At 29.8% G+C, this 26,537-nt stretch carries 25 protein-coding genes and 2 pseudogenes; 7 read left to right on the top strand and 20 right to left on the bottom strand.

The features are described from left to right. Window positions 1-46: 46 nt before the first annotated feature. Entirely contained in the window at window positions 47-1,315 is a 1,269-nt protein-coding gene (locus tag METOK_RS04765) for an ABC transporter substrate-binding protein (protein WP_013867089.1), read from the bottom strand. A gap of 335 nt (window positions 1,316-1,650) precedes the next feature. On the opposite strand from METOK_RS04765, the gene wtpB reads away from it, so the two are divergent. Next, window positions 1,651-2,451: a tungstate ABC transporter permease WtpB gene (wtpB, locus tag METOK_RS04760; protein ID WP_048057887.1), complete on the top strand. Its 801-nt coding sequence runs from the start codon at window positions 1,651-1,653 to the stop codon at window positions 2,449-2,451. 31 nt (window positions 2,452-2,482) lie between these two features. After that, a complete protein-coding gene (locus tag METOK_RS04755; protein ID WP_013867087.1) occupies window positions 2,483-3,424 on the top strand; it encodes an ATP-binding cassette domain-containing protein in 942 nt (313 codons plus the stop codon). A 57-nt stretch (window positions 3,425-3,481) separates the two neighbouring features. Here METOK_RS04755 and wtpA read toward each other — a convergent pair whose 3' ends face one another. The 6 genes from wtpA to METOK_RS04725 all read right to left on the bottom strand — a co-directional run bounded on the left by wtpA (window position 3,482) and on the right by METOK_RS04725 (window position 8,816). Beyond that, window positions 3,482-4,555 carry a tungstate ABC transporter substrate-binding protein WtpA gene (gene wtpA, locus METOK_RS04750; protein ID WP_013867086.1) on the bottom strand — a complete coding sequence of 358 codons (1,074 nt, stop codon included), beginning with the start codon at window positions 4,553-4,555 and terminating at the stop codon, window positions 3,482-3,484. A gap of 201 nt (window positions 4,556-4,756) precedes the next feature. Then, on the bottom strand, window positions 4,757-5,041 hold the full coding sequence (locus METOK_RS04745; protein WP_013867085.1) for an MTH1187 family thiamine-binding protein: 285 nt from the start codon (window positions 5,039-5,041) through the stop codon (window positions 4,757-4,759). A gap of 17 nt (window positions 5,042-5,058) precedes the next feature. Further along, a complete protein-coding gene (cofC, locus tag METOK_RS04740; protein WP_013867084.1) occupies window positions 5,059-5,730 on the bottom strand; it encodes a 2-phospho-L-lactate guanylyltransferase in 672 nt (223 codons plus the stop codon). A gap of 76 nt (window positions 5,731-5,806) precedes the next feature. Further along, window positions 5,807-6,424 (bottom strand): MBL fold metallo-hydrolase, encoded by a 618-nt coding sequence (locus METOK_RS04735; protein WP_013867083.1) that lies wholly within the window; start codon window positions 6,422-6,424, stop codon window positions 5,807-5,809. A gap of 100 nt (window positions 6,425-6,524) precedes the next feature. Beyond that, complete coding sequence (locus tag METOK_RS04730) at window positions 6,525-7,331, bottom strand: biotin--[acetyl-CoA-carboxylase] ligase (RefSeq protein WP_013867082.1); 807 nt, start codon at window positions 7,329-7,331, stop codon at window positions 6,525-6,527. An 87-nt stretch (window positions 7,332-7,418) separates the two neighbouring features. Continuing rightward, a complete protein-coding gene (locus METOK_RS04725; RefSeq protein ID WP_013867081.1) occupies window positions 7,419-8,816 on the bottom strand; it encodes a lactaldehyde dehydrogenase in 1,398 nt (465 codons plus the stop codon). A 259-nt stretch (window positions 8,817-9,075) separates the two neighbouring features. Between METOK_RS04725 and METOK_RS04720 the strand changes: the two genes are divergently transcribed. Beyond that, a complete protein-coding gene (locus METOK_RS04720) occupies window positions 9,076-9,885 on the top strand; it encodes an isopentenyl phosphate kinase (RefSeq protein WP_013867079.1) in 810 nt (269 codons plus the stop codon). A 118-nt stretch (window positions 9,886-10,003) separates the two neighbouring features. Here the strand turns inward: METOK_RS04720 and METOK_RS04715 are convergent, their stop codons facing one another. Beyond that, complete coding sequence (locus METOK_RS04715) at window positions 10,004-10,483, bottom strand: multiprotein bridging factor aMBF1 (RefSeq protein ID WP_013867078.1); 480 nt, start codon at window positions 10,481-10,483, stop codon at window positions 10,004-10,006. A 362-nt stretch (window positions 10,484-10,845) separates the two neighbouring features. Between METOK_RS04715 and METOK_RS04710 the strand changes: the two genes are divergently transcribed. The 3 genes from METOK_RS04710 (at window position 10,846) to METOK_RS04700 (ending at window position 14,503) form a co-directional block, all read left to right on the top strand. Then, on the top strand, window positions 10,846-12,072 hold the full coding sequence (locus METOK_RS04710; RefSeq protein ID WP_013867077.1) for a proteasome-activating nucleotidase: 1,227 nt from the start codon (window positions 10,846-10,848) through the stop codon (window positions 12,070-12,072). A 104-nt stretch (window positions 12,073-12,176) separates the two neighbouring features. Further along, a complete protein-coding gene (locus METOK_RS04705) occupies window positions 12,177-13,391 on the top strand; it encodes an NAD(P)-binding protein (protein ID WP_013867076.1) in 1,215 nt (404 codons plus the stop codon). Between the two features lie 137 nt (window positions 13,392-13,528). Beyond that, the gene (locus tag METOK_RS04700) at window positions 13,529-14,503 is read left to right on the top strand and encodes a radical SAM protein (RefSeq protein ID WP_013867075.1); all 975 of its coding nucleotides are present in this window, start codon (window positions 13,529-13,531) and stop codon (window positions 14,501-14,503) included. Window positions 14,504-14,578: 75 nt separating this feature from the next. Here the strand turns inward: METOK_RS04700 and flaJ are convergent, their stop codons facing one another. The 12 genes and pseudogenes from flaJ to METOK_RS09040 form a co-directional block, all read right to left on the bottom strand. After that, window positions 14,579-16,258, bottom strand: coding sequence for an archaellar assembly protein FlaJ (gene flaJ, locus METOK_RS04695; RefSeq protein WP_013867074.1), 1,680 nt, complete (start codon window positions 16,256-16,258; stop codon window positions 14,579-14,581). Between the two features lie 18 nt (window positions 16,259-16,276). Next, window positions 16,277-17,911 (bottom strand): type II/IV secretion system ATPase subunit, encoded by a 1,635-nt coding sequence (locus METOK_RS04690; RefSeq protein WP_013867073.1) that lies wholly within the window; start codon window positions 17,909-17,911, stop codon window positions 16,277-16,279. Between the two features lie 65 nt (window positions 17,912-17,976). Continuing rightward, window positions 17,977-18,669, bottom strand: a complete 693-nt coding sequence (locus tag METOK_RS04685) for an ATPase domain-containing protein (protein WP_048057886.1) — start codon at window positions 18,667-18,669, stop codon at window positions 17,977-17,979. A 21-nt stretch (window positions 18,670-18,690) separates the two neighbouring features. After that, the gene (locus METOK_RS04680) at window positions 18,691-19,149 is read right to left on the bottom strand and encodes a flagellar protein G (protein ID WP_048057885.1); all 459 of its coding nucleotides are present in this window, start codon (window positions 19,147-19,149) and stop codon (window positions 18,691-18,693) included. A 70-nt stretch (window positions 19,150-19,219) separates the two neighbouring features. After that, window positions 19,220-19,627, bottom strand: coding sequence for a flagellar protein F (locus METOK_RS04675; RefSeq protein WP_013867070.1), 408 nt, complete (start codon window positions 19,625-19,627; stop codon window positions 19,220-19,222). Further along, window positions 19,617-20,024 (bottom strand): FlaD/FlaE family flagellar protein, encoded by a 408-nt coding sequence (locus tag METOK_RS04670; protein ID WP_013867069.1) that lies wholly within the window; start codon window positions 20,022-20,024, stop codon window positions 19,617-19,619. The genes METOK_RS04675 and METOK_RS04670 overlap by 11 nt, the downstream gene beginning before the upstream one ends. 31 nt (window positions 20,025-20,055) lie before the next feature. Further along, window positions 20,056-21,078: a FlaD/FlaE family flagellar protein gene (locus METOK_RS04665; RefSeq protein WP_013867068.1), complete on the bottom strand. Its 1,023-nt coding sequence runs from the start codon at window positions 21,076-21,078 to the stop codon at window positions 20,056-20,058. After that, window positions 21,071-21,259: a hypothetical protein gene (locus tag METOK_RS08910; RefSeq protein WP_232210886.1), complete on the bottom strand. Its 189-nt coding sequence runs from the start codon at window positions 21,257-21,259 to the stop codon at window positions 21,071-21,073. The genes METOK_RS04665 and METOK_RS08910 overlap by 8 nt, the downstream gene beginning before the upstream one ends. Window positions 21,260-21,355: 96 nt before the next feature. After that, a pseudogene (locus METOK_RS08905) lies at window positions 21,356-21,418 on the bottom strand (flagella accessory protein C); the annotation flags it as partial. A gap of 217 nt (window positions 21,419-21,635) precedes the next feature. Beyond that, a complete protein-coding gene (locus METOK_RS04655) occupies window positions 21,636-22,493 on the bottom strand; it encodes a flagellin (RefSeq protein WP_013867067.1) in 858 nt (285 codons plus the stop codon). Window positions 22,494-22,534: 41 nt separating this feature from the next. Beyond that, on the bottom strand, window positions 22,535-23,185 hold the full coding sequence (locus tag METOK_RS04650; protein WP_048058049.1) for a flagellin: 651 nt from the start codon (window positions 23,183-23,185) through the stop codon (window positions 22,535-22,537). An 867-nt stretch (window positions 23,186-24,052) separates the two neighbouring features. Next, a pseudogene (locus METOK_RS09040) lies at window positions 24,053-24,526 on the bottom strand (archaellin/type IV pilin N-terminal domain-containing protein); the annotation flags it as partial. Between the two features lie 351 nt (window positions 24,527-24,877). Between METOK_RS09040 and METOK_RS04640 the strand changes: the two are divergent. Next, window positions 24,878-26,533 (top strand): HEAT repeat domain-containing protein, encoded by a 1,656-nt coding sequence (locus METOK_RS04640; protein ID WP_013867064.1) that lies wholly within the window; start codon window positions 24,878-24,880, stop codon window positions 26,531-26,533. Window positions 26,534-26,537 lie beyond the last annotated feature (4 nt).

Genomic DNA, 26,537 nt, shown 5'->3' with positions numbered 1-26,537 from the left:
CTAAATAAGATATTTCATAGAGGATGAAAAAATGAAAAAGATAGGTTTATTGAAGTTTTACAAAATGTTTCAAATCATTATCGCCATTAGGAAATAATTCTGGATGAATCATCTTCGCGTAGTCTTCCATAGTTCCGATAGGGTCTCTTGCCTCCCAAGTATAATAATCAGATTTTGAGATATAGAATCTTCCTTCCTTAAATGCTTTAAGGTTTTCAAATCCTGAATTTGGATATACTTTTAATAAATCGTCTTTTGTTTTAATAGTTTTGCTGCTCTGTCTTAGTATTACTACATCTGCATTCCTCGCCCTTTCCATAAATGTCTCAGTATCTATCTTTTCATTGCCCGTTCCAGGTAGATCACTAAATACATAATCTCCTCTAAATCCATTTATTAATTTAATATAATAATTCTGAGACTCTGGGATGTAAATAGAGCCGATGTCACTAGATTTCCAGAAATTAACAACTTTTGGATAGGTTTTTGCATTTCTTGTAATTCTTAATAAATCATTTCTCTTTTTCCATGCATTTTGGAAGAAATTATTTGCTTTATTATATTTATCTTCCCCCCAGAAAGCTGCTGCATATTTTACCCACTCTATCCTTCCCATATATGTTGGCTCTTTGTAGCTAAATGCCCTTGACACAGTAATCCCTAATTCATTTAATTTAGCTTCTATTTTATCATGCTGAGGCCATTCTGCTAAGAATACAATATCTGGACTTATATTAATTATTACATCGTAATCAACATTAGATGACGAACCAATATCTGCAACTTTGCCTTCATCATATCTTTTTGAGAGCTCAGGTGAATATTTCAAAGTATATTTAGTAACTCCTTTTATACTATCATAACATGAGGAATCATTTAATATATCGGCTGTTGAAACGATTGGATAATACCATCCTGAAACAATTCTCTTAACAGGAACATTAATTATCTTAGCATCTGGTATATTTGGTACTGTTGCATTTTTGTCTAATAAAACAAATTTGTGCCCTTTTGAATCTACTATATAACAGTATCCTTCATCCCAGTGAGGTTCTAATTTTAGGTTTTTAGCAAATATAACCGGTTCTCTAAATTTATCGTAGTTTTTGAATAGATATACAACATCTGCAATATCTACGGAATTATCACAGTTTAAATCTCCATCATCCAATGGAACATTTCTATGTTTAAATAGATATACAACATCTGCAATATCTACGGAACCATCATTATTTATATCGCCTATTTCTGCTCCCATTACTGATGGAACAAGTGATAATAATGCCAAAATAGGAAATATAAAGATTTTTTTCATATTATCACCTTAAATTACTTAAAATTACTTTATATATTTTAAATATATTTTTAATTATATAAATTTTACCATTAAATCTTATTTCATAAAATTATTAAAATTAAATAAAATATAAATTAAGAAAACTTAAAAAACATTAAAAATTAAAATCAAAAAAGATAATATAAATTATATTTTAAATTTTCATTATTCTATTTTTATTCCTGCATGTTATATTCGTATTAATCTATTGTAATTAACATAATATTTATATAGTAATATATTACATAAAATAAACATAATTTGTATTTATGCCTATAAAAAGTTATATTCATAATATTTTATATATTGATAACATGTTTAAAAATATATTAAATAAAAATACGGCAAATTATTGGTTTATATCATCTTTTTTAATAATATCCGCAATGATATTTTTATTCGTATTTATACCAATAATTACCATGTTATTAAACCCCGGGGATATTTCAACAGCCATTAGAGATAAAGAAGTTATAGGCGCTATAATGGTTAGTTTAAAGGCAGCTTTTACAGCAACACTGATGGCCTTAATATTTGGGGTACCTCTATCTTACATTTTTTCAAGATATGAATTTAAAGGTAAAAATATAATTGAAGCCATAATAGACATGCCTATGGCAATACCTCACTCTGTAATAGGTATTATGCTATTAACTGTAATTTGTGGAACGCCTATTGGAGAATTATTAAAAAACTATGGGGTTGTGCTTGTAGATAATTTTTGGGGGATAGTTATTGTAATGTTATATGTTGGTATTCCATTTATGATAAATTCTGCTAAAAATGGTTTTTTCATGATTGATGAGGAGCTTGAAAATGTTTCCCGAACTTTGGGAGCTTCGCAAATAAGAACATTTTTTAGTATATCCTTACCCTTAATAAAAAATAATCTGATTTCTGGCAGTATCCTTGCATTTGCCCGGGGAATAAGTGAAGTTGGGGCAATTTTAATCATGGCATATTTTCCAAAAACTGCTCCTGTGCTTATATTGGATAGATTCAATGAATATGGACTTAATGAATCAAAACCTATTGCTGCAATTATGATAATTATAAGTATATTATTATTTGCTACATTAAGGATATTTCAATCTAAAAATAAGAGAGAGTCGTAAAAAACTATTAATCTGGCGTATTGTGGTTTGCATGATTGAATTAAAAAATATAAGCAAAATTTGGAAGGAATTCCAATTAAAAAATATAAATCTTAAATTAAATAATGAATACACCATATTACTTGGTCCAAGTGGTGCAGGAAAATCCATAATTCTTAAATGTATTGCAGGAATTTTAAAGCCAAATTCTGGAAGGATATATTACAATGAAGAAGATATTACTGATATACCTCCTGAAAAAAGGAATTTCGGATATGTTCCTCAAAATTATGGATTATTTCCTCACATGACAGTTTATAAAAATATAGAGTATGGATTAAAATTAAAAAAACTTGGAAAATTGGAGCGTGAAAAAAGGATTAATGAGATATCTGAATTTTTAAATATCGATAAATTATTATCCCGCAATCCTACAACATTAAGTGGTGGGGAGCAACAGAGGGTAGCCATTGCTCGGGCTTTGATATTAAATCCCAAAATACTGCTTTTAGATGAACCTACCTCTGCCCTTGATATACATAATAAAGAAAATATTATCAATGAATTAAAAAAGATAGGGGAGCTCCTACCAATAATCCATATAACCCATGATTTTTTAGAGGCTAAGATGCTTGGGAAAAATATTGTATTTATAAGTAATGGGGAGATTATAGATTATGGGGATAAAAATTATATATTTAACAATCCAAAAAATGAAAAAGTTGCAAAATTCTTTGGATATAATATAATAAAATACAATGGTAGATTATACGGAGTAGAACCCCATAATATAATTGTTAAAAAATATAATTCCAACGATAAATATGAGGATGAGCTCCGTGGTGAAATTGTTGGAATGTATGATTTTGGACATTACAAAACATTAACTATTTTGTTGGATGATTTTACCATTAAATCTATTTATTATAAGGATGATTTGAACATTGGAGATAAAGTTTTGATTTCTTTTAAAAAATATGTGATATTAAAATAAAATAAAAATAAAATAATAAAAATAAAAGAACACATATTTAATTTATTGAGTATATTATTATTTATTTTCTATTTTAACAAGTCCTTTGAGTTCATCTGGGACATTTCCAAATCCAACAGCGGGTTTAATTACAGGTTGTCCTGCATTTTCAAACACTTCCGGATGTTCCAATATTGTTTTAACAAATTCAATTGCTTCTTTTGGATGTTTTGCATTTTTAGGAACTGTAATTCCATAAACAATAGGTTTTCCAGTTTTAATCTTCCCATCGCCTGTAATTACTTTAACTTTTTTGTAGTTATCTGCATACTTATAATGTCCAAGATTTATTTCCTTTGGGAGCTCCACATATTTTAGGTGGTGTTGATTGGCAACACTTTTATATATAATCAAATAATCAAAAGCCCCAGCTTCAAGAGGTCCCAATAAATCAGTTTCTTTACTCCTTAAAAATATTTTATCAGTATTTACATTAGGTTCTTTTGGGATTATTATGTTGTAAGTCCCATTTTCTTCTTTAACTTTAAAATTTGAATTTTTTAATACCAAATCATCGTATATATTAGGATTATTGTAATACATTTCTGCAAGTTGAATAACCATCTGACTTCTATATCCACATGGGTCTTCGTTTGGATTGGAGAATCCAAATTTAACATCCGATTTATTTAATATATTATACCAATTTGTAGAATTTATCTCGTTGTGATATTTACTTTTATTTGTATAAGCTATTACTAGCTCATTCCTTGCAATCATTAAATACCAATCTGCATATTTTGGCACCATCATGTTTGGAATAAGAGAATAATCCGCTGATGCCAAAACATCTGCTGTTTTATTTAAATCTATTATTTTCCTAACGCAAGCTACACTTCCAGCTGCTTCTCTTTGAACATCTACATTTGGATGCTCTTTTTCATACATCTTCTCATATTCTTCAAAAGGAACGGATAAACTTCCTGCGTGGAATATTTTTAACACGATAGGTTTGGATGAGCTGGTTGTTTCTGCCTGAGCTCCGCTACCACTGGATTTTTCCGTTGCACCTGTGGAGCTATTGGAATTTACACATCCTGCCATCATACCAATGACCAGCAAAGGTATAAGACATAATATAACTTTTTTCACCTTATCACTCTCTTTATAGTTATAGTTATAAATTTTATATTGGATATATTTACTATATATAATTTTTGTTAATTATATACAATTACTAATATTTTTTAATTAAATAATTAGATTAATAGATTATGGGTAGATAAATAAAAATATAAACTACATGCTCAAAAATAACTAAAATAAAAAATTAAAATAAAGAAATAAAAAAATTTAAATTTTAATGGCATTTAACTTTCTTTCTATTGTATTTTCTTTATCTTTTCTTTCATCAATTTTTAAGGAGCTCACCACTCTTGTGGTGTCATTTAAAACTTCCTTATGAGCTTCTTTAAATGCTTTTAATATCTCATCTAAATCTCCTTCCAGTACTGTTCCCATTGCACAAGGTTCTATTTTTAAGTTATACTTTTTAAAAACCTCCAATGCTTTTTTAACATATTTGGATACACTAGGTCCTTCACCTAATGGTATTATTGTTATTTCTGCAACTACCATATTGCCACCTCTTCAAGTTATCGTATAATCTCAAATCTTCCAGCAGATGAATGTTTTGGAAAAACAGATATTCCCAAACTCTTTAAATACTTATAGGTGTGGGTATCTTTTCCGTGAATAAAAATTTCCCCCAAATCTTCAATAGTATTTATATCTATTGAAATATAAAAGGATGGATATATTATAGCCTCTAAATTATGTTTTTTGCATTCCTCAATATGCTTTAAAAAACTGAATCCCTCATATCGTGTTTTAATAATATCTTTTGGATTTAAAAAAAGTAAGTTCGTTCCACCTCCCCTCGATGGACATATTACCACGGAGCTCCTATCCAATTTATTGTTATTTATTATTTCCTTTAAATCACTCTCTTTAATCAATGGAACATCAGCAGGAACTATCATTACAGCATTTTCTTTTATGTGTTCAAATGCATAAGCTATTGCCTCATTAAGTCCCTTAATGTCTTTTTTTTCAGGTATGGTTATCATTCCATGTTCTTTTGAGAATTTTAGTATTTCCTCATCCCTGCTTACAACATATATAGAATCACATATTGTTTTAACACTACTATAAACATCCAAAAGCATATTTTTTATTAATTCTACCCTTTCTTCTGGTGTTAAAAAGTTTTTTAGTCGTGATTTTACGGTATTTAAAGGTGAAACTGGTATTAGCACTGAAAACATTATATCACTTTAAATGGTTATTGGTTTATTTATTCATTTTTTATTAATTTTATTTTTTTAATTTATTATTTTTTAACTATAAGAACAATTTTGCGTTTGAAAATGCACTTAAATTTCCATTTTCTCCATGTCCAGGCAATATATTTACAATATTTCTTTCATAAGCTATTCTTTCAAGTTTTGATATAGAGCTCCGCAAATCTACCAAACTTCCAGTTGGAAAATCCCATCTCCCTACACCGTAGGCAAATAATGTATCTCCTGTAATAAGATTATCCTTATATATTATGCTTATACTTCCCCTCGTATGCCCCGGGGTTTCTATTATTTCAATATCCCATTTTTTTAATTCCTCAGATATTTCATTAATAGGGATTATTTCCTTTGGAGATATTAATTCTTTACCAAACAAACCTGATACTGTGGTATTAGTATTATTCTTTAAATCATCAACCTCTAAATTATGAATTATCACGGGTGCATTAAAATATTCCTCATAAAGATAATCGCTTCCAGTGTGGTCATAATGACAGTGCGTGTTTATTACATAATCTATATCCTTTGCAATATTACTAATTTTATCCTTTAACAGCTTAAAGGTATTTGGAGTTCCCGGGTCTATCAATATGTTCTTTTTTCCAACCATTAAATAGGTATTTGAATCATAGCCTATACCATTTAGTTTATAAATCATAGGAGCTCACCTAACTTAAATACACATAATTTTATATATGGCATTTATTAGCATTTATTTTTATTATAGTATTATATCCAATATTTCTTTATTTCTTACTTTATCTCAAATGAATACAGTCTCCAACAGATATATGTTCAATTTCATTGTGATTTTCTAAATAAATACCGTTATAGTCTATATTAAGGACTTTTCCTTTAATCTCTTTATTTGGTGTGATTATCTTAACATATTTACCAATAGTTAGGGAATATCTTTTATATTTTTTTAAAATTTTATCGTCATCTAAAAAATAGTTATTTTCAAAATTACAAATATACTTATCAAGGATATTAAACCTATCAAACTCTTTTCCCCCTAATTCTTTTAATGATATGGCAATATCTTTTATTTCGTTAGGTATGCTATTATTGATATTTACACCTACACCCAAAACTAAAAATCCATAATTCATATTTACTTCACTCAATATCCCAGACAATTTTTTGTCGTTATTATTTATCCTTACAATTACATCATTTGGAAATTTTATGCCTAAATTATTATTGTTATTATATTTTGCACTATTAACCTTATTGTTATCATTAATATTATTATCAATATCATTATAAGTATTATTACCATTTTTCAAATAACATTTTAATGTTTCAACAACCGATAATGAACCTAAAAAGTTTAATTTACCAATATTGTTATTACTGCATCTTTTTTTAAATTCTTCTAAATCTAAAAGCATAGAAAAATAAAGTCCTCCAAAATTAGAATACCATTTTCTTTCAAGTCTTCCTACTCCTCCTGTTTGAATATCTGAAACTACAATTAAGTTTCTTTTTCCTTTCTTTCCAAGTTTATAACAGTATTTATTTGTAGAATCAATTTCTTTCAATTTAATTATATCAAATTCCATAATACCCCTGTAAAATATGTAATTATAAAATTATTAGTTTAATGGTTTTTTTTATAGTTTTTTATAGCTTATTAGGTCATCTACATTTTACCTATTGTTTATAACAATTGTTTTTATCTCACTCATCTCTTCAACGGCATATTTTATACCCTCCCTACCAATTCCACTCCTTTTAGTTCCACCGAATGGTATATTGTCCCTTCTGAATGTTGGGCTGTTATTTATAAGAACCCCTCCATATTCAAGACTATCTGCGATTTTAAATGCTTTATTTATATCGTTGGTAAATACCCCAGCTTGAAGACCATATTTTGTATTATTTGCATGATATAATGCTTCATCCATGTTTTTTACTCTAATTATGGGTAAAACTGGTGCGAAAATCTCTATTTTTGATAGTATGTTATCTGGATTTACCTCCATAACTGTTGGATAAATGACAGATTTTTCTTTTTTTCCACCATATAGTATCCTTCCCCCTTCTTCAACAGATTGCTTTATTAAATTTTCTACCCTCTCAGCACTTTCTGGAGTTATCAGAGCTCCGATATCCGTATCATTATCAAGTGGATTACCAACCTTTAATTTTGCTGTTTCATTAATAACTTCACTAATAAACTCATCTGCAACATCTTCTTCAACAAGCACTCGCCCAACAGATATACAAACCTGCCCAGAATTTAAAAATTTTCCTTTGACGCATGATTTAACTGCTTTTTTTATATCTCCATCCTTTAAAATTATCATGGGATTATTTCCTCCAAGCTCCAACAATATCCTTTTAAATCCTGCATTTTTTGTAATGGATTCCCCCACCTCTACACTTCCAGTAAATGAAACCATATTTATTCTATCGTTTTTTACTATTTCATCACCTACAACATCCCCCATTCCAGTTAGTAAGTTAAATACCCCCAATGGAATATTTTTATTCTTTAAAACCTTTTCTATAATTTTTGTTAATTCAATTGACGCCATAGGAGCTTTTGCAGATGGATGAAGAACCAAGCTATTGCCCGTAGCTATTGCTGGAGCTATTTTATGAGCTACTGTGCTTAGTGGGTAATTAAATGGTGCAATTGCTCCGACAAGTCCCACAGGTTCCCTTTTTGTTAATATGATGCCATTTTCCAATGGTATTGTTTCTCCCTTGAGCTCCTTTGCATAAAATGCTGCAAGTTTAAATGTGCCAATAGTTCTATCCACTTCAATTATAGATTGCCTTATAGGTTTTCCAGCATCTATTGAGATGATTTTAGCCATTTTTTCCTTATTTTTCTGTATTTCAGATGCTATTTTCATAAGAATACCGTATTTAGTTGAAGGAGATAAATTCTTCATAACTGATTTATGCTCCTCTGCTATCTTAATAGCTTCTCTTGTTTCTTCTCTGCTTAGTGAAGTAATATATCCAATGGTTTCAAGAGAATATGGATTCACTACTTTTAAATCATCCCTCAAAATCCACTCTCCGTTTATAAACATGTTTTCACCATTTTTGCCACTTTGCTATCTTATTATTTTTACTATCTGCTATATAGTGTCTTACTTGCAATTTTACTATAACTATATTATACATCACATTATAAATAACAATTTTACCAAAAAATACAATTAACATATATTATTTACATATATGTTATTAGTATCGTATTATAATATACACATTATCAATAATCATGTCTATCATATCTCATTATAAGTATTATCAAAATTATAATTATTATCATAAAAAAGTGATAACATGCTTGCGATTCTTAAACTTGGTGGAAGTATTTTATGTAATAAAAATATTCCTTTTTCTATTAAATGGGATAATTTGGATAGAATTTCAATGGAAATAAGAAATGCTATTGATAAATATAACAATAACAATGAACATGGCGAGTATAATAATAACGATAATAGCGAATTAAGTTTAATTATCATACATGGCGGAGGCTCTTTTGGACATCCAGTAGCTAAAAAGTATCTAAACGATAAAAAAGATTCAAATCAATTCTACAATATGAAGAAGGGGTTTTGGGATATCCAAAAAGCTATGAGAAGGTTCAACAATATAGTTATCGATGAATTACATAATTACGATATTCCAGCAGTTTCAATACAACCCTCTTCATTTATAGCATTTAACAAAGAGAAAATCCATTTTGATACTTATGTAATTGAAGGAATGCTTAAACGAGGATTAGTTCCTGTAATTCATGGTGATATAGTATTGGATGGTGAAAGAAATTATAGAATATTTTCAGGAGACCATGCCTTACCTTATTTAACAAAAAAATTAAAACCAAATTTAAGCCTGCATGCCTCTGATGTAGATGGAGTCCTTGATTCAGACAAAAATGTAATTGAGAAAATCAACTCAGAAAATATTAAAGAAGTCTTAAAATATTTAAAACCATCTGATAAAAATGACATTACAGGTGGAATGTATCTAAAAGTCATGGAATCTTATAAATTAGGTATCAAAACATTAATATTTAACGGAAATATAAAAGGGAATATTTACAATGCTTTACTTGGCAATGTAAAAGGCACAGAAATTAATTAAAAAATTTTCTTAATCATTATTATATTAAAATATAAAATAACATAAAAAATAAATAATAAAATAAAAAACCTAAAAATAATTAATATAATAAAGGGAATAAAAATTAATTAAATAGTTATTACTTCCTTCTTTTAACTTTTATGAAATCTCCTAAGGTAAATTCATCTCTTGAAGTATTATCCTTATATTCCTCGTCACCCTCTTCATATAATGATATATTTAACTCTTTTTCTAATCTTTTTACATACTTTTCTTCGGGTTCTAGCTCATTTCTTTCAATTTTGTGTAGTGTTGATTCTTTAATACCTACCCTTTTTGCGAGCTCCTTTAAATCCATTCCTTTTTTCATCCTAGCTTCTTTTATAATAGTTCCATAATCTTCCACTAATTCTTTTAAATTATCAAATAAATCTCTTCTGGGTTTTTTGATAATCTTTTTTTGGGGAGCTCCCCTTCCAAGAACTCTCTTGGGTTTTCTTGAATAACTCTTTGGGGATACGCCAAATTTAGCACATTCTTCGCATACTTGCATTTCTACGCCTTCTATTCTTACCGTTATAAGTTTATTAACTTCTTTTCCACATAATTCACACTGCATAATATTCACCTAATAAATATGATAAAATAAAATAATAATATAGGATATATAGAAATATTGTAATAAATAAAATAAAAAATTATAATAATTAATATAATGTGGTAATAATAATTATATAAGTTAAATGTTATAGATATTTAATTATAAATACTTATTTATCAATTTTTTTATCAATTTATTAAAATAGGATAATCATAAAGATAAAACTTAAAAAAATAATAAAACTAAAATAAAAACATTCCATGAACTTTACCATTACATATATATATCTTTATTGATTTATTAATAACTATAATTATAATTTATCTATCATCATTAATTTAAATTATTACATTACGATTAATTTACATGGAGGTATATTTATGGTATTTCCAAGCTATGAGAACGACGATGTTGAAGAGAAAAATAAAGTAAATATCGAAGAATTTAAGGAAAAAACCTATGTTGCAGAGTTAGAAAGTAAAGTATTGAGGATGGAATTAGAAAATAGAGACTTAAATAGGGAAAATGCACAGTTAAAAAAAGAAAATGAAATTCTCAAAAGAGAATTGGATAAACTTAGAATTCCACCGTTAATACTTGGAACGGTAATTGACAGAGTAGAGGACAGAAAAGTAGTTGTAAAGAGCTCTACTGGACCTAGTTTTTTGGTAACTATCTCAAACTTTGTAAATAAAGATGAGATTGTTCCAGGTGCTAGGGTATGTTTAAATCAGCAAACTCTGGCTATTGTGGATATTTTGCCTAAGGAAAAAGATTATAGAGCAATGGCTATGGAAGTTGATGAAAGACCAAATATATCATTTAGTGATATTGGGGGATTGGAGGAACAAATAAAAGAAGTTAAGGAAGTTGTAGAGCTCCCATTAACACACCCTGAATTGTTCGAAAAAGTAGGCATTGAACCACCGAAAGGGGTTTTATTGTATGGACCCCCAGGAACAGGTAAAACACTTCTTGCAAAGGCAGTTGCACATGAAACTAATGCATCCTTTATAAAAATTGTTGGTTCAGAGCTCGTCAAAAAATTCATAGGGGAAGGGGCAAAACTTGTAAAGGATGTATTTAAATTGGCTAAGGAAAAGGCACCTTGTATTATATTTATTGATGAAATTGATGCCGTGGCAAGCAGAAGAACTGAATCATTAACTGGTGGAGATAGGGAAGTTCAGAGGACACTCATGCAGTTGCTTGCTGAAATGGATGGGTTTGAATCAAAAGGAGATGTAAAGATTATAGCTGCCACAAACAGACCTGATATATTAGACCCGGCTATATTGAGACCAGGTAGATTCGATAGAATCATCGAGGTTCCTGCACCAAGCGAAGAGGGAAGATTGGAGATATTAAAAATCCATACAAAAAACATGAATTTAAAGCATGTGGATTTAAAAAAGATAGCAAAAATGACAGAAGGCTGTGTTGGTGCAGATTTAAAAGCTATATGCACAGAAGCAGGTATGTTTGCCATAAGGGACGGAAGGGAATATGTAACAATGGATGACTTTTTAGCTGCTATTGAAAAAGTATGGGCTAAAAAGAGAGATAATAAAACAGACAGGCCAACATTACATGTTATGTATGGTTAAATGAAGGTATAATGTGTATATAATATATTTTCTATTTTTTACTTTTTATTTTGCTTTTTATTATTTTTAATTTTATTTATATTATTTTTAAATTAGGCGATAATATGAAAATAGGAATAGTAGGAGCAGGATTAGGCGGTTTATTAGCAGGAGCTCTACTCTCAAAAGAAAATGAAGTAGTTATTTATGAAAAATTACCCATTGTTGGTGGGAGATTCACAAATATTGGATATAAAGGATATCAACTTACCACCGGAGCTCTACACATGATACCACATGGGGCTAATGGATATTTGGCACAATTACTCAAAAAAGCTGGATGTAACATATATATTGAAAATTCCAATCCTGATGGGCTTTTTAGGATAAATAAAAAAAATCATACCTATAAAAATATATTTAATCTTGTTGGATTGAAGGATAAAATAAAAGGTCTAAAAATGGCAGCCAATTTAAAAATTGGAAATGTGGATAAAAATATATCTTTTGGAGAATTTTTGGAAGATATACCTTTGGCATTGGATATTGGGAACTCATTTACAGGCTGGGCTTTAAGTTTAAATGCCTATGACACTCCAATGGAAGAGATACTTAAAATAGCTCAAAATTACTATAAATTTGGAGGTCCAGGCATACCAATTGGAGGCTGTAAAGGAGTAATAGATGAGCTCGTCAGGGTAATAAAAAATAACAATGGAAAAATAATTACAAATTACAATGTTAAGAGGATAGAAATTGATGATAATAAAGGATATATAAATCCAGAAGAAAATGAAGAAGAATTCGATATAATAATAAGTAATTTATCTCCAAAATTAACTGAAAACCTATCTAATATGAAAATAATAAAAGAAAAGGTACCTATTCCATCAAAAGGTATAAAGGTATCCATAGGATGCAGAGAAAAACTTATAGAACATAACGGAGTTTTATTTACGCCAGAGAGTGAGAGAATAAATGGTTTAAACTGTCCTTCAAATGTTGATAAAAACCTTGCAAAAGAAGGATATAATTTAATAATGGTTCATGCTACCCAGATTAAAGATAATGTTAAAAATGAGATAGATAGGGTTTTAAGCGATATTGATAATTTATTTGGTGAAAATAACATTAAAGATTATGAAATTCTACACATACAGTCATATAGGGATGAAATACCTGTAAATCATGCTTCAAATGGCACAGATTTAAATCCTGTTGTTAATAATAGATTTTATCTTGTTGGCGATGGAGTTAAGGGAAAAGGTGGAATTGAGGTTGAAGGTGTTGCTTTAAGCGTATTAAATGCTATTGAATATATTAATAAAAGATATAACTAAATATAATTATATAACTAAATATATGAAATATAAGATAAGTAAATTAAATATAAAAAATAAAAATATTTGAAATATAAAATTTATATGAAAATAAAAGATATGAAAATAAAATATAAAATATTAAAAAAGGAAGAACCATGGGATATTTCAAAGCAGATAAGGATAAAATAGCATTTGGACCTGTTCCATCAAGAAGACTTGGAAAAAGTTTGGGAATAAACAACATACCAAACAAATATTGTAGCTATGATTGTATATATTGTCAGGTAGGAAGAACAATAAATAAAACCATTAAAAGACAGGAATTTTATAAAGTGGAAGATATTGTTTCATCCGTTAAAAAGAAGGTGCATAATTTAAAAAATAATAATGAAAAAATTGATTATATTACCTATGTTCCAGATGGAGAACCTACTCTTGATATTAACTTAAAAAAGGAAGTTGAAGAATTAAAGAAGTTGGATATTCCTATCGCCATAATTACAAATACTTCTTTAATGTATAGGGAGGATGTAAGAAACGATTTAATGGATTTTAACCTTGTTTCTCTAAAAGTAAATACTGTTGAGGAGGAGTTCTGGAAAATCATTGATAGACCACATGATGAGTTAAACTTAAAGGATATATTGGAAGGAATTTTAACATTTAAAGAAAGTTTTAAGGGAAAAATAATAACTGAAACCATGCTGTTGGATGGAATTAACTACACAGATGAAGTAATAGAAGATACTGCAAAATTTTTAAAGAGATTATCTCCAAATAAATGTTATATAAGTATTCCTATAAGACCACCTGCTGAAAAAATCAAACCTGCCAGTGAAGAAATCATAAACAAAGTATTTCAGATATTTTCAAATGTCATAGGACTTGATAAAGTCGAATATTTGATAGGTTATGAAGGTAATGAATTCGCATATTCGGGAAATATTGAAGAGGATTTGTTATCAATCACATCGGTTCATCCTATGAGAAAGGAAGGCGTTGAAGAATTGCTAAAAAAAGCCAATGCTAACTGGGATATTGTAGATAAATTGATAAAAGAAAATAAATTGATAAAACTAAAATATGGCAACAATACATTTTATATGAGGAAATTAAAAAGTAGGTTATAAATTATATCCTATAATCTATAATATAGTGATATAATGATTGAAATAATTTTAAGTATATAATAATTAATAAAATATTTAAAACAATGGAATACCTACCCCCAATATTTTATTTATTATGAGCTCGGTGATATAGGATACAATAGAAATTATCCAAAGTATTATTATAAAATGCATTAATAAAACCTGCGGATGTCCGCCATCCATTATTTTTATCATGTATCCTGAAATTAAAGCATATATTGCCATGCATGCATACATTAAATAGGATATTATTGATAAATCTCCGGGGGCTATAACATTTATAACAGTAATCATTGCCTCTGGGATTTCAAGGGATGTGTATAAATTATTTACCATGTGGGCTACACCATAAGATGTATATAATGCAAGGGCAAGACCTCCTCCCAATCCATACATTATACCTGCAAATTGTTCTACGCTTTGATACTTTGATTTCCTTAAATTAATTATTTTACGAAAATTATTGCCTATGATTTCAGAAGCTTTTCCAGGGTCACCCCCCAAAAATGTACATCTTTCAAACATTTCTGAAAATAACTGTATCAGATAACTACATGTTTCAAAACCAAAAAGTCTCCATGCTTTATTATTATCGATTCTTATTGATACTCTCTTATAAAGTTGTTCTAAATCTTTTGTCAATGGACCAAAATCATGAGACGATAAATATTTTAAGGAATCTTCCATACCTCCTCCTTTTGCACTAACCGAATCTCCCAAGGACCTTAAAAAATCTGGAAAATTATATTCTTTTCTTATAACTAAACTCTCCTCTCTTTTGGCAACATATCCTCCGATTAAGAGAGGCGTAAATCCAGTAGCAAATAATATTTGATATGGAATTTCAGACACTTTGGGAATTTCTGCGACATATTTTCCCCAAATAAGAAAGCCTGTGGTAATTATAGTTAAAATTATTGAGGCTATCAAATATCTCCTAAGTTTTAAATCTACACGAGTAGGTTTTTCACCAGTATGCCATAGCCTATCTGTGGGCATTTTACTTTTGATAACATATACCAAACATATCTCCACCAAAACAAATCCGATTAATGCCACAGTAACTGTGGTTACAAAATTATAGTGTGCTATGAATGGAGCTATAACTGCAAAAGTTACAAAAAATGCAAGAGATGTGACTGCACTAATATACATCTCTTTAAACATATCCAATGAATACAACGCTCGCTTATAAAATGCAGCATAATCATTCATAACTATTGATTGCTCCTTAGCTAAGAAATCTTTGAGTTCTTCACCACTATCTATTGAATATGCCATTCTATCTAAAAAATCTGCAAATTCACTGCTTGGAGTTCTCTGTGCTAAAAATCTGCAAGCTTCAGCAAGTGATTGATTCCACCTTTTTATCAATACATATATTTTTTTGGATTCATTGGCTAATTGTCCGAGCTCCTCCTTTTCCTGTGCAAGAATTTTCATGAGTTCTTTTCTATCTAAATCGGTTATTGACAAAACACCAAATTTTGTTATAAATATGTGTAGTTTTTCGTTTATCTGATTTTTTTGACTATCTAATTCTATGTATGGATAACCTATGGCACTACCTAAAATCAATATTGAAATAACCAACATTAATAATTTTATATATCCTGAAAAATAAGTCATCCCCATAATCACTAAACCAATTGAAAGAATAATTGAAGGTAGTATATATTTTAATAAATAATCTCTGGGTTTTAATCCAACACGGGATAAAATATTTAAGAACATAAAATCACCTCAATTACCTCAGATAGGGAATGGAAGACCTTCCAATCCTTTTTCATAAAAACTCCATATTACATCTAAAACCTCATAATATCCAAACATCCCTCTTGCTATCATTTCTTCAAGTATTCTAGTCCTTAAATTTAATTCATTATATATCTCCCTGGGATCATCATAACCTGCCACATTTGCAATTTTATCTTCAAGAATATAACTGTTGTTAAGCCCTGTAAAATTATGTTTATCCTTTTGAGGGTCCCATTCAAACACTCCTCTTGTAATTACTCCATCTACTTCTTTATAATACCCCTCAATTTCTTCAACACCTACAACCCTCCTTAAAAACTTGCCCCTGCTATACACCGCAAGCTGAAATAATGCCACATTGAGGTTATCCATGAAAGTTAGGGGAATGTTAATTGGCTCACCATTTAATCTTTGAATCATTTTTTTAACATTTGCAGCGTGGAATGTAGATAACACAGGGTGTCCTGTCTGCATTGCTTGAAATGCCACTGCACCTTCAACACTCCTTATTTCTCCAACAATAATATAATTAGGTCTAGACCTCAGTGCAGCCCTTAATAAATCAAAAAGTGTAACCCTACTTTCCTCAGGTCCTCTCTCCCTTGTTAATAACTGTTGCCATACTGGCTGAGGAGGTTTTACCTCAGAAGTATCCTCACAAGAAAACACCTTAGATTTTGGTTTAATAAATGGCAATATGGCATTTAAAGTTGTGGTTTTTCCTGATGCCGTTTCTCCACAAATAAATATACTCATACCATACTCTAAACAAAGCCACAAATATGCCGCAGTTTGAGCTGACATTGTCCCCCAACTAATAAGTTGAGTAATACTTATCGGAACATCTGTAAATTTCCTAATGGTAAATGAAGGACCCTTTAATGAAACATCAGTTGAATAAATAATATTTATCCTGGAACCATCAGGAAGAGAACCATCAACCACAGGATTTGCATCAGAAACTGGCCTGCCTATCCTTTCACACATATTTTTTAAATAATTTGAAAGTTCAATGTCATTCTCCCATCTAATATTTGTAGGAAGCATATCAAATATTTTATGAACGAGCTGACAACCATTTGAACCTATTACGTGTATATCCTCTATATAAGGGTCTCGTTTAATAGGTTCAAGCACACCCAATCCTACTAAATCCCTTTTTAACAAATATAGGTATTTGTCCCTTTCATATTTTGTAATTTCAACTTTTCCAGGATTTAAAAAATTAAAGAGTTTTTTTCTACTTTTTTTATTATCGACAACCTTGGTAATTTTGTTAAATAAGTCGGTTAGTATTTTTCCAAATTCTTCATCATTTTCAGGAGAATCGGCATAAGGAGCATATTCCAAAAGTTTATCCATTATCATTTTATAAGTTAATCTTTCATCAGAAGTTTCCAACCTGGGTTCTATAACTATATACTTTGTATTAACATCCTGAGTTCCAAATATATGGACAAATAAGGGATCACCAATCGGATAAAGAATATTTGGATATTTAAGTTCTTTTAAATCTCTCGATAAACCAGTCATGAATTCTGGCATTTTTAAATAGGTTTTTTTGAACTTGTCCACATACTTACGCAAATGAGGGTTTCTTTCCATAGCGGTTTTAAACTCATCTGCCATTTCTATCACCTTATATTTTATAAAATTCTCTGTGCTGCTGTGTTGTTGTATATCTAATTCATATTTTATGCTACGGATGATATTTCCACTGCAATACCTAAATTAGGCTCTACTCTAAATACCATGGTTTTTTGATATGGGCCCCTTGCTAAATTATATTTTTCAATCCTTACAAGGTTCTTAACACTCCCTCCAAATGTGTAAATTTCAGTTTTTAATACCATTGTAGCAGCTGTTCTAAATAATGTTAAAACAGATTCTGGTAGTTCTTTTGGATTGATGGTGTAAATTACAATCTTATTCATGGCTGCTATCCTTTTAAAAAAAGCTATTAAATCATTAACTTTAACATCGCTTGCATCATTTATTATGAGGGAGGATATGGTATCATATATTATGATATCTTTTTCATAAAATATCCTTGTTTCCATAAGTTTTTTTATAAAATCTTCCTTTTGAAGATTATCAGATATTAATGGATATACCGGGATATACAATAAAACTCCACTCAAAAGTTTTTTATTTATATTATATTTTAATGACATCATCTGCTTTACAAACTCCAACGTTGTTAGTTGTGTTGAAACATAGGTAACTGAATGAGCATTTTGTAAGAAGCCGTAGGCTAATCTTTGAGCAATTATTGATTTTCCAGTTGATTCTTCACCTTCTATAAGAATTATACTCCCATATGGAATACCTCCACCCAATCTTTTATGAACATCATCCCTACTAAGTTCGATTTTTGCCAACTTCATAAAATCACCAGACATATGCCGTCATTGAATGTCTACCTTCAATGTCCTAGCCACCCCATTCTCAGAAACCACTTTTATTCGGTGGTATCCTGTTGTGTTGTAGTTAACATCAATTTTACCAACTTTCGATGGATTTAACAATTCATTTGATGAACTATCATCTACCACTGTTGTAGAATTTATAGATTTAATATCTCCATCAATTAAAACTGTCAAAACCCCTTTATTAAATGTTATTGGCGTTTTTCCAGTATTTTTTATATATACCGAAATAATACCCGTTGATTGATTCCTTGGAATATCCGCAGGGTCATTGATAATTTCAAAATCCTGGGATAATTTTGACGAAAGTATGTCTCCTTTATTATTTATTCCGATAGATAATTTATGGGTGCTAGTTGCTAAAATCCCAGAAACAGACGCAGCAATTATCAAAACACTGACGAATATAATTATTTCTGAGAATACGTTGGATGCCATTAAATCACCTAAAATCAACACTAAAAACATAAAAAATTAAAAATATTCTTATATTTTAACTTAATTTAATCTAATTTAGATTATAATAATATTTATTTCCATATTCTGAAACTACACATATTCTTGCAGGAGCGGTGGCATTTATGATAATTGTAATATTATTCAATGGCGTTAAATACACTATATTTGGGCTAATTTCAAAGTTCTTTGGTGTGCCATTATACAGTACCGTCCATTTATCGGGTTCATGAGTTAATGAACCATTATTTAAAAGTGTGATATTTATAGTATCGCTTGAATTTACCGCAGATAATATTATCAATTTTTCATGTGCTTTATTATTCAAACAATTTATGTAGTCAGAATATGCATTATCCATCTTAACAATGTTTAAATCTACTGAACTATATAGATATATGGAACAAACCAATACTGTTGATAGTATAACTATTAAACCAGCAGTTGAACTAAATCCCATAGTATTGTTCAACCCCCTTTTTTATTCTCCTTATTTCCCATTCTATCTTATCAAGCAATTCGCTAGAAATTTTTTTACCATTTAATCTTTCTATAAATAACAGTGAAACTAAATGGTCCGCAATCGTAAGATTGCCAGAAGCTTCATCTATATCTTCATTTCCTGGTTTAATACCTTTTAAATATTTTAACAAACTCAATACTGCTTTATCTGATAACCATCCTAAATTATAGTAAAATTCCATCGTATCGGCAATATTTGAATAACCTACTCTTTCAGATAAATATTCCAACCATTTAAAAGTAAATATTATTGATATTGGGTCCTCTGGAATTTCCTCTAATTTAGCTGGTTTATGTGCTTCAAATAATATTGAAGATAATGTTGATGTATCCATAATAATCCCTCCTTGCAATATCTCTTAGTAATTATATACTTTGCAATTCTTCCGCCCATTTTCTTATTCTATTTATCTCCCGATCCATACTTTCTAACTCATCTATGGGTATTGGCCTACCAGCTAATTTTTCAATATAAAGTAATGAAACTATATGATCTTCCGATATCATCTTATCCATAGGTTTTCTAAATTCTTCATTGAGGTATTTCATGTTTTTTGAGATTTTTATCAACCTATTGGCAACTTTTTCAGATATCCACCCTAAGCTATTATAATAATCTAAAATATCTATTAAATTGCTTAATCCAACTCTACTTATTAAAAATTCAAGCCATTTAAAGACCAACATTGTAGATATGGTGTCCTCAGGTAATTCTTCGAGATTATATTTTTTATCATGCATGCCCGTTAAATCTGTTGGCATATTAATGACCTCCTCTTCAATAATAGGAACATTTTTTGAATTTTCAGTTTTTTCCTCTTCGATGTGCTCTTTCTCTTCAAATTTTTTTTCCTCTTTTTTTTCAGTTTCAGAGGTTTCTAATTCTCCATGGGCCTGTTCTTCCTCATCTAAATCTTCTGTAATTAATTTGCATTCATCATCTTTTTCCATCACATCAGTTTTTTCATTAACATTATCAGTTTTTTCATTATCTTCTACCATATCCTCCAAGTTCTCCGTCTTCACCTCTTCGTCTCCTTCTATGTCAGTAAGTTCTTTTTTGATATCCTCAGACACTTTTGTTGCAGAAGATATTGCCGCAACTTTCATAAGTGCATCCAATTTATTACTCAAATCATTGATTTTAGCAGTTAATTCCTCTGCTTTTTTATCTTCTGGTTTTTTACCCAAGTAAAGATCAGTAACTCTATGTACTATCCTATCCAGTTGATTCTTAGTCAATCTTCTGTTTTTCAAATTATTTTTTAATAATTCAACAATAAATGAAGGAATTTTGGTTTTTAAATTCTCCAAATATTCCTCCAACTCATCCTCAGTTAAGTAATCTTCCAATGTGGAAGATGAATATAATTCTGTTTCACTAACCATTTGAATCCTCTCCCAATATTACTTTGGAGACTTCTTCTTCTGCAAGTACATCATTGATAACATCATCTAAATCGATATCATATTGCTGTCTTAGATATATATCTGCAAGAATTACAACATCTTTTTGTAATTCATCAACTTTTTTTCTAAGAGTATTTGCTTCATATTCTAACCTTTCCATTTTTTCTATGCTGGTTGCAGTAATTTTAGAAATCCCTATAAATGGATTTACTTGATTTGAGACTACTTCATAAAGTGCCATTATGTCCTGAAAATTTTCATTTATTTTGTTTATATTTTCCCTTAAAGTCTCATTTTCCTTTCTTAAATTTGTAATCATCATTTCTATTTTTGGAAATCTTGATTCAAGCTCTCCAATTTTAGCAAGAAGCTCCTCATTTGCAGCCGCTAATTCATCCCCCGATTCAATCTCCTCCTCTTCATCAAGTATAAATTCATCTTCCAGATTTCCTTCATTATCATCTTTCTTCTTACCAAATGCTATTTTTTTTTTATTTCATCAATTATTTCAGATATATTTGGCATTTTTTCACCCATTATTGAAGAGCTACCACTTTACCACCATATACTGATGGCGTTCTAAACTCGATTATTCCTGATGCACCATATTCTGGAATTACCTCACCAGATATTTTTTCTCTTATTCCAACACCGGGTTTAAATATCTCACCAGTATTTACCGTAAGTACTACCTTGTCACCATAATTTATGGTAGGGTGAGCTCCGTATGTGGATTGGTCAGCATCTTGTAAAACAATTATTCCAAATTTAGGCATATTGTTTAATACCCATCCATCTTTTCCTACTACAATACCATCTGAATTTCTTATTACTACATAACTTCCATTGATATGTTTCCCATCGGTAGTATTAACCTCAGTAGTATTAACTGAATCGTTAGCACCTTCAAGGACTAATCCTTTAAATATATTTTCAGTACCATTTGTATCCACATGTTCAATGATTCCTGAATATACCAATGACACTTTTTTATCTTCATCCGATATTGTAATTATGGTGGAGGATAAATCTATATCATCACCAATATTTGGTTCTACAAATATAGCAATGCCTTTTATATGGTCGTATTGAGAACTATCCGATATACTTCGATATGCAGAATTATTTATTATTGTTTTATTGGATGTCGTGTTTATAATTATGAATGAATCCGTAGAATTAACATCTGCATACCCTGCAACTTTTAGAACCTGAATACCACTTGCCACCTGTTTAGTACTTTCCTGACCAACAGTGGATGCTTTATGTTGCAATTTCCCAGCTGTGTTTATAATTACAGCAGCTGCAACAGCTGCAACTAATACTAATGCAATGAATATAATCAAAGTCCCAATACCGATAGCTCCCCTTTTATTTTTAAGGAATTTTAACATAAATTCACCTCAAAAAAGAGAATTAAAAAATTAATATGTATTTATTGAAGTTGTACTACCTTTGAATTATTCAAATATGTTGCTGGGGTTGTGAATGAAATCACACCAGGAGCTCCGAACTCTGGCTGTACTGTACCTGAGATATCTGACCTTGGACCCATATTTAATCCGGTAGTATTCAATGCAATTGCTACTATATCTCCCTTGTTGATAACAGGGGTAGTACTTTTACATGAACCATCTGCATCTTGAATTACTATAATACCAAATTCTGTTTCAGATATGTTACTCCATATGTTATTGTTAAATATTGAACCACCATCTGTTAAACTAACATGGTCAGGAGAACTTGAATTATATTTTGCTACTAATTTAGTAGAACCATCGCTTACCATAACAACGGCCTGGCTCAAATCAATTGGAGCACTTCCGGCGTTTGGTGAAATATATATTGCTGTTTTGTTGATATTTGTGGTATTATGCATACCCATGACTTCCAATACCTGTAAGCCACTTGCAACTTGTTCTGTGCTTTGCTTACCAGTAGTTGATGCCTTTTGTTGCAAGAATCCACTTGTATTGATTAATACACTTGCTGCAACTGCTGCAACTAATACCATAGCAATAAATACAATTAAGGTTCCAATTCCCGAAGCACCTTTTTTATTCTTTAAAAATTCAAGTATTTTTATTTTCATAATATCTACCTCCTAATATTAAGGTAATTATTGTAATTCCATAACTTCTTTGGTGTATGCAACAGGTGTTGTGAAATCTACAACAGCTGGAGCTCCGAACTCTGGCTGTAATTTGCCTGAAATGTCTGTTCTTTCACTAATTTCTGAATCAAATGCTGCCTGTGAGTTCACCAGAACAGCTACTAAATCCCCTTTATTGATAACTCCTGTATTTACTACTGAACCGTCGTTGTCTTGTAATGGAGCTATTAAGAACTGTTTATCGTTTGCTCCTCCCCATACTGCTGTTCCGTTAAGATATACCCAGTCTGATGTGCCTAATGTTTTATCAGCAGATATTATACTATAATTTGCGAAATTCATAGTAATTGTAAATGTAGTGCCATCGTATGAAGTACTGTTCACAGTAGTTGTATTTTCTGAAGTTATTGTATTATTGGACAATACAGTTACAGTATTACCAACTGATAATCCTTTCAATACTGCTATTAACTTTGAATTGGTTGTAGAAATTTTAATTTTATCCACATATACTGATCCATTGAGTTTTACCCAATCATTATCTCCCAATGTTGTTGTAGTGGTTGTATCACTTACCACGTTACTTGAGAAATTCATAATAACTTCATAATCTCCTGAATTAAGTTTTGTTACGCTATCTACGGTAGCACTGGCAGGATGTGTTGTTAATGCGGTATTGTTTGTATCCACAGTTACTGTATCTCCTACCCTTAGACCTTTAAATATATTTATTAAATTGGCATTATTTGATGTTATGTTAATCTGATCAGTAGTGCCGTTTATGAGTTTTGTAGTTGTTGTTGAGTAAGTTGCACCAGTATAGTTTATTTCAAAAGCAGACGACTTATCATTCTCAAGGTATGTATTTGTTACAGGATTACTTTCATTTGAATAGTTTATAGAAAATGCATGTGTTAAACTGAATACATCTTGACTTCCAGCAACAGCTCCTATGGTACCGCCATATTTCAATACTACGCTTTTACCATCGTATGTTAAAAATAATTTAGCTTGTTTTAAGTCTATTGGAGCACTTCCAGCATTTGGTGAGACATACATCACCATCTTATCTAAATCGTAGAATGTATCCCCATATTTGTAGATATGTCCGCTTACTCCATTGCACAACAATCCACTTGCAACTTGTTCTGTGCTTTCTTTACCTGTGGATGATGCCTTTTGTTGCAGGAATCCACTTGTATTGATTAATACACTTGCTGCAACTGCTGCAACTAATACCATAGCAATAAATACAATTAAGGTTCCAATTCCCGAAGCACCTTTTTTATTCTTTAAAAATTCAAGTATTTTTATTTTCATAATATCTACCTCCTATAAGTATTTCATTATCGCAAGTCTTGGCAATAATTATAATTCAATAGGTCTATGCTAATAGGACTATTTTGCTCTCACCTCGTCTTAATTATTTCAATGTATTATGTTTATTTCATTAAATAAAAGCTTTTTTTGTATCCTTTACTGCATACGGTTTTGCATCTCTTTGTGTAGGTAAATAAAATGTAATATGTCATTTTAAATCACATAGAACCTACATAACAATCGGCAAATTGACATACCCTCTAAGATTAATATACCATTGCCACGGTAATTATTTTAAAGAATGGATAAGGTAAAACCTAATCTAAAAGTTAAATAGGCGACATTATGGCGAAAAAATTAATTAATGGGCAGGAAAGGTTTGAATATCTAAGCAAACAAAATTCCAATTTTTTTAATGACCCAAATACTTATCAATTAATATCAAAATTTAAAAAAACAGTTAATAATGAGGATTTTAAAGTGAAATTATTGTTACTTGATTCATTATCCTCAATTTCAATATCAAATCCACAAATCCTTAAAGACATTATGCCCGATATAATTGTATTGTTGGAGGATAAAGACTGGAGAATTAGAAAAAGTGTTTTAGATATCCTTGGAAATATTGGATTAATAAGTTTCGGCATGATTGAAAACCATATTGACGATATATTGCACAAATTAGAAGATTCCAATCCTATGGTGGTATGCTCAGCAGCGTATTCAATTACAAAAATTACATTAAATCCGCAATGTAAAAACAAATTAAAATTAATGGATTATATCATAAAAAAAATAACAAACAAATACCTATTAGTAGAAATTATTAAAAATATGAGTGAAATACAGCCAAATATCGTGAAAAACTATTTAGATGAGATATTAAAATTCCTTGGTGATGACAGTGATGTTATAAAAATTAATGTTCTTAAAATATTGGGAAATATTGAAGATATAAAACTCAATAAAGAAATTGCATATAAAATTATTAAAAATCTAAATGGAAGTTTAGAGCTCAGAAAATATTGTGCATATGCTATATGGAAATTGGGCAAAAAAAATACTGAGCATTTTAAAGACTCAATAGACTATTTGATAAAAAATCTAAATTCAAAGGACGCTGTATTAAAATCATATTCACTACTGGCATTGGGAAGACTATGTTATTTAGAGCCTAAAAAGTTTGAAGGTTTAAAAATGGATGAGCTCCTAAACAATGAAAATACCAAAAAATCAGCAATATATTTATTTTGCAATTTATCAATAGTTAATCCATTTGCTATTGTTCCTTTTATAGATAAAATCTACAACTTACTTAATGAAAACGATAATTGGGTCGTTAAAAATGCAATAAATATTATTGGAAATATGGGGCGGTATAACCAAAAATATATTACAAAATGTTTAGGTCTAATCAACGAAAAATTAAACAACTATGAACTATGCCGTGAAGCTGCATTAGCCTTAATAAAAGGTAGATACATAGATAAAAAAGTATTAAATGTAGTTTTAAACGCAGTGAAAAATCTAAATGATGCAAATAATATGAATTTTCTAAAAGAAGTTATAGAATATTATCCACCCGAACTATTAGATGGATTATACCTCGAAATCAAAAAATTAAATTCATTCAACGATATTAATAAAAAAAATATGCTTGACCTATTGAATTTAATCAATGAAAAAAAGAAGGAAGTTATCCAAAATATTAATGTAAATGGAATTAAAAGACCTGATATAAAAATAGAAGGCTATACTGAACCCCCAGTGATTGTAGCTTTGAAATCAGAATGTGTTGAAGTTGAACTGGAAGATGGTAAAAAAGTATATATCCTGCCTAAGAACTGCTGCATGGAAACTCCATTATCCAATGAGCTATTACATATTGTTGAGTCATATAACAAAAATGAGATGGAAGTGTATAAATTGTCCCATGAAATTATGATAAAATCTCTTATTGATGATATATTGAGAGATAAGAAAAAAAATACAAAATATTAAACTT

Origin of the sequence: Methanothermococcus okinawensis IH1, assembly GCF_000179575.2 — an archaeon.
GTDB lineage: Archaea > AGJL01 > Methanococci > Methanococcales > Methanococcaceae > Methanofervidicoccus > Methanofervidicoccus okinawensis.
This window is presented reverse-complemented; position numbering and strand designations above follow the sequence as displayed.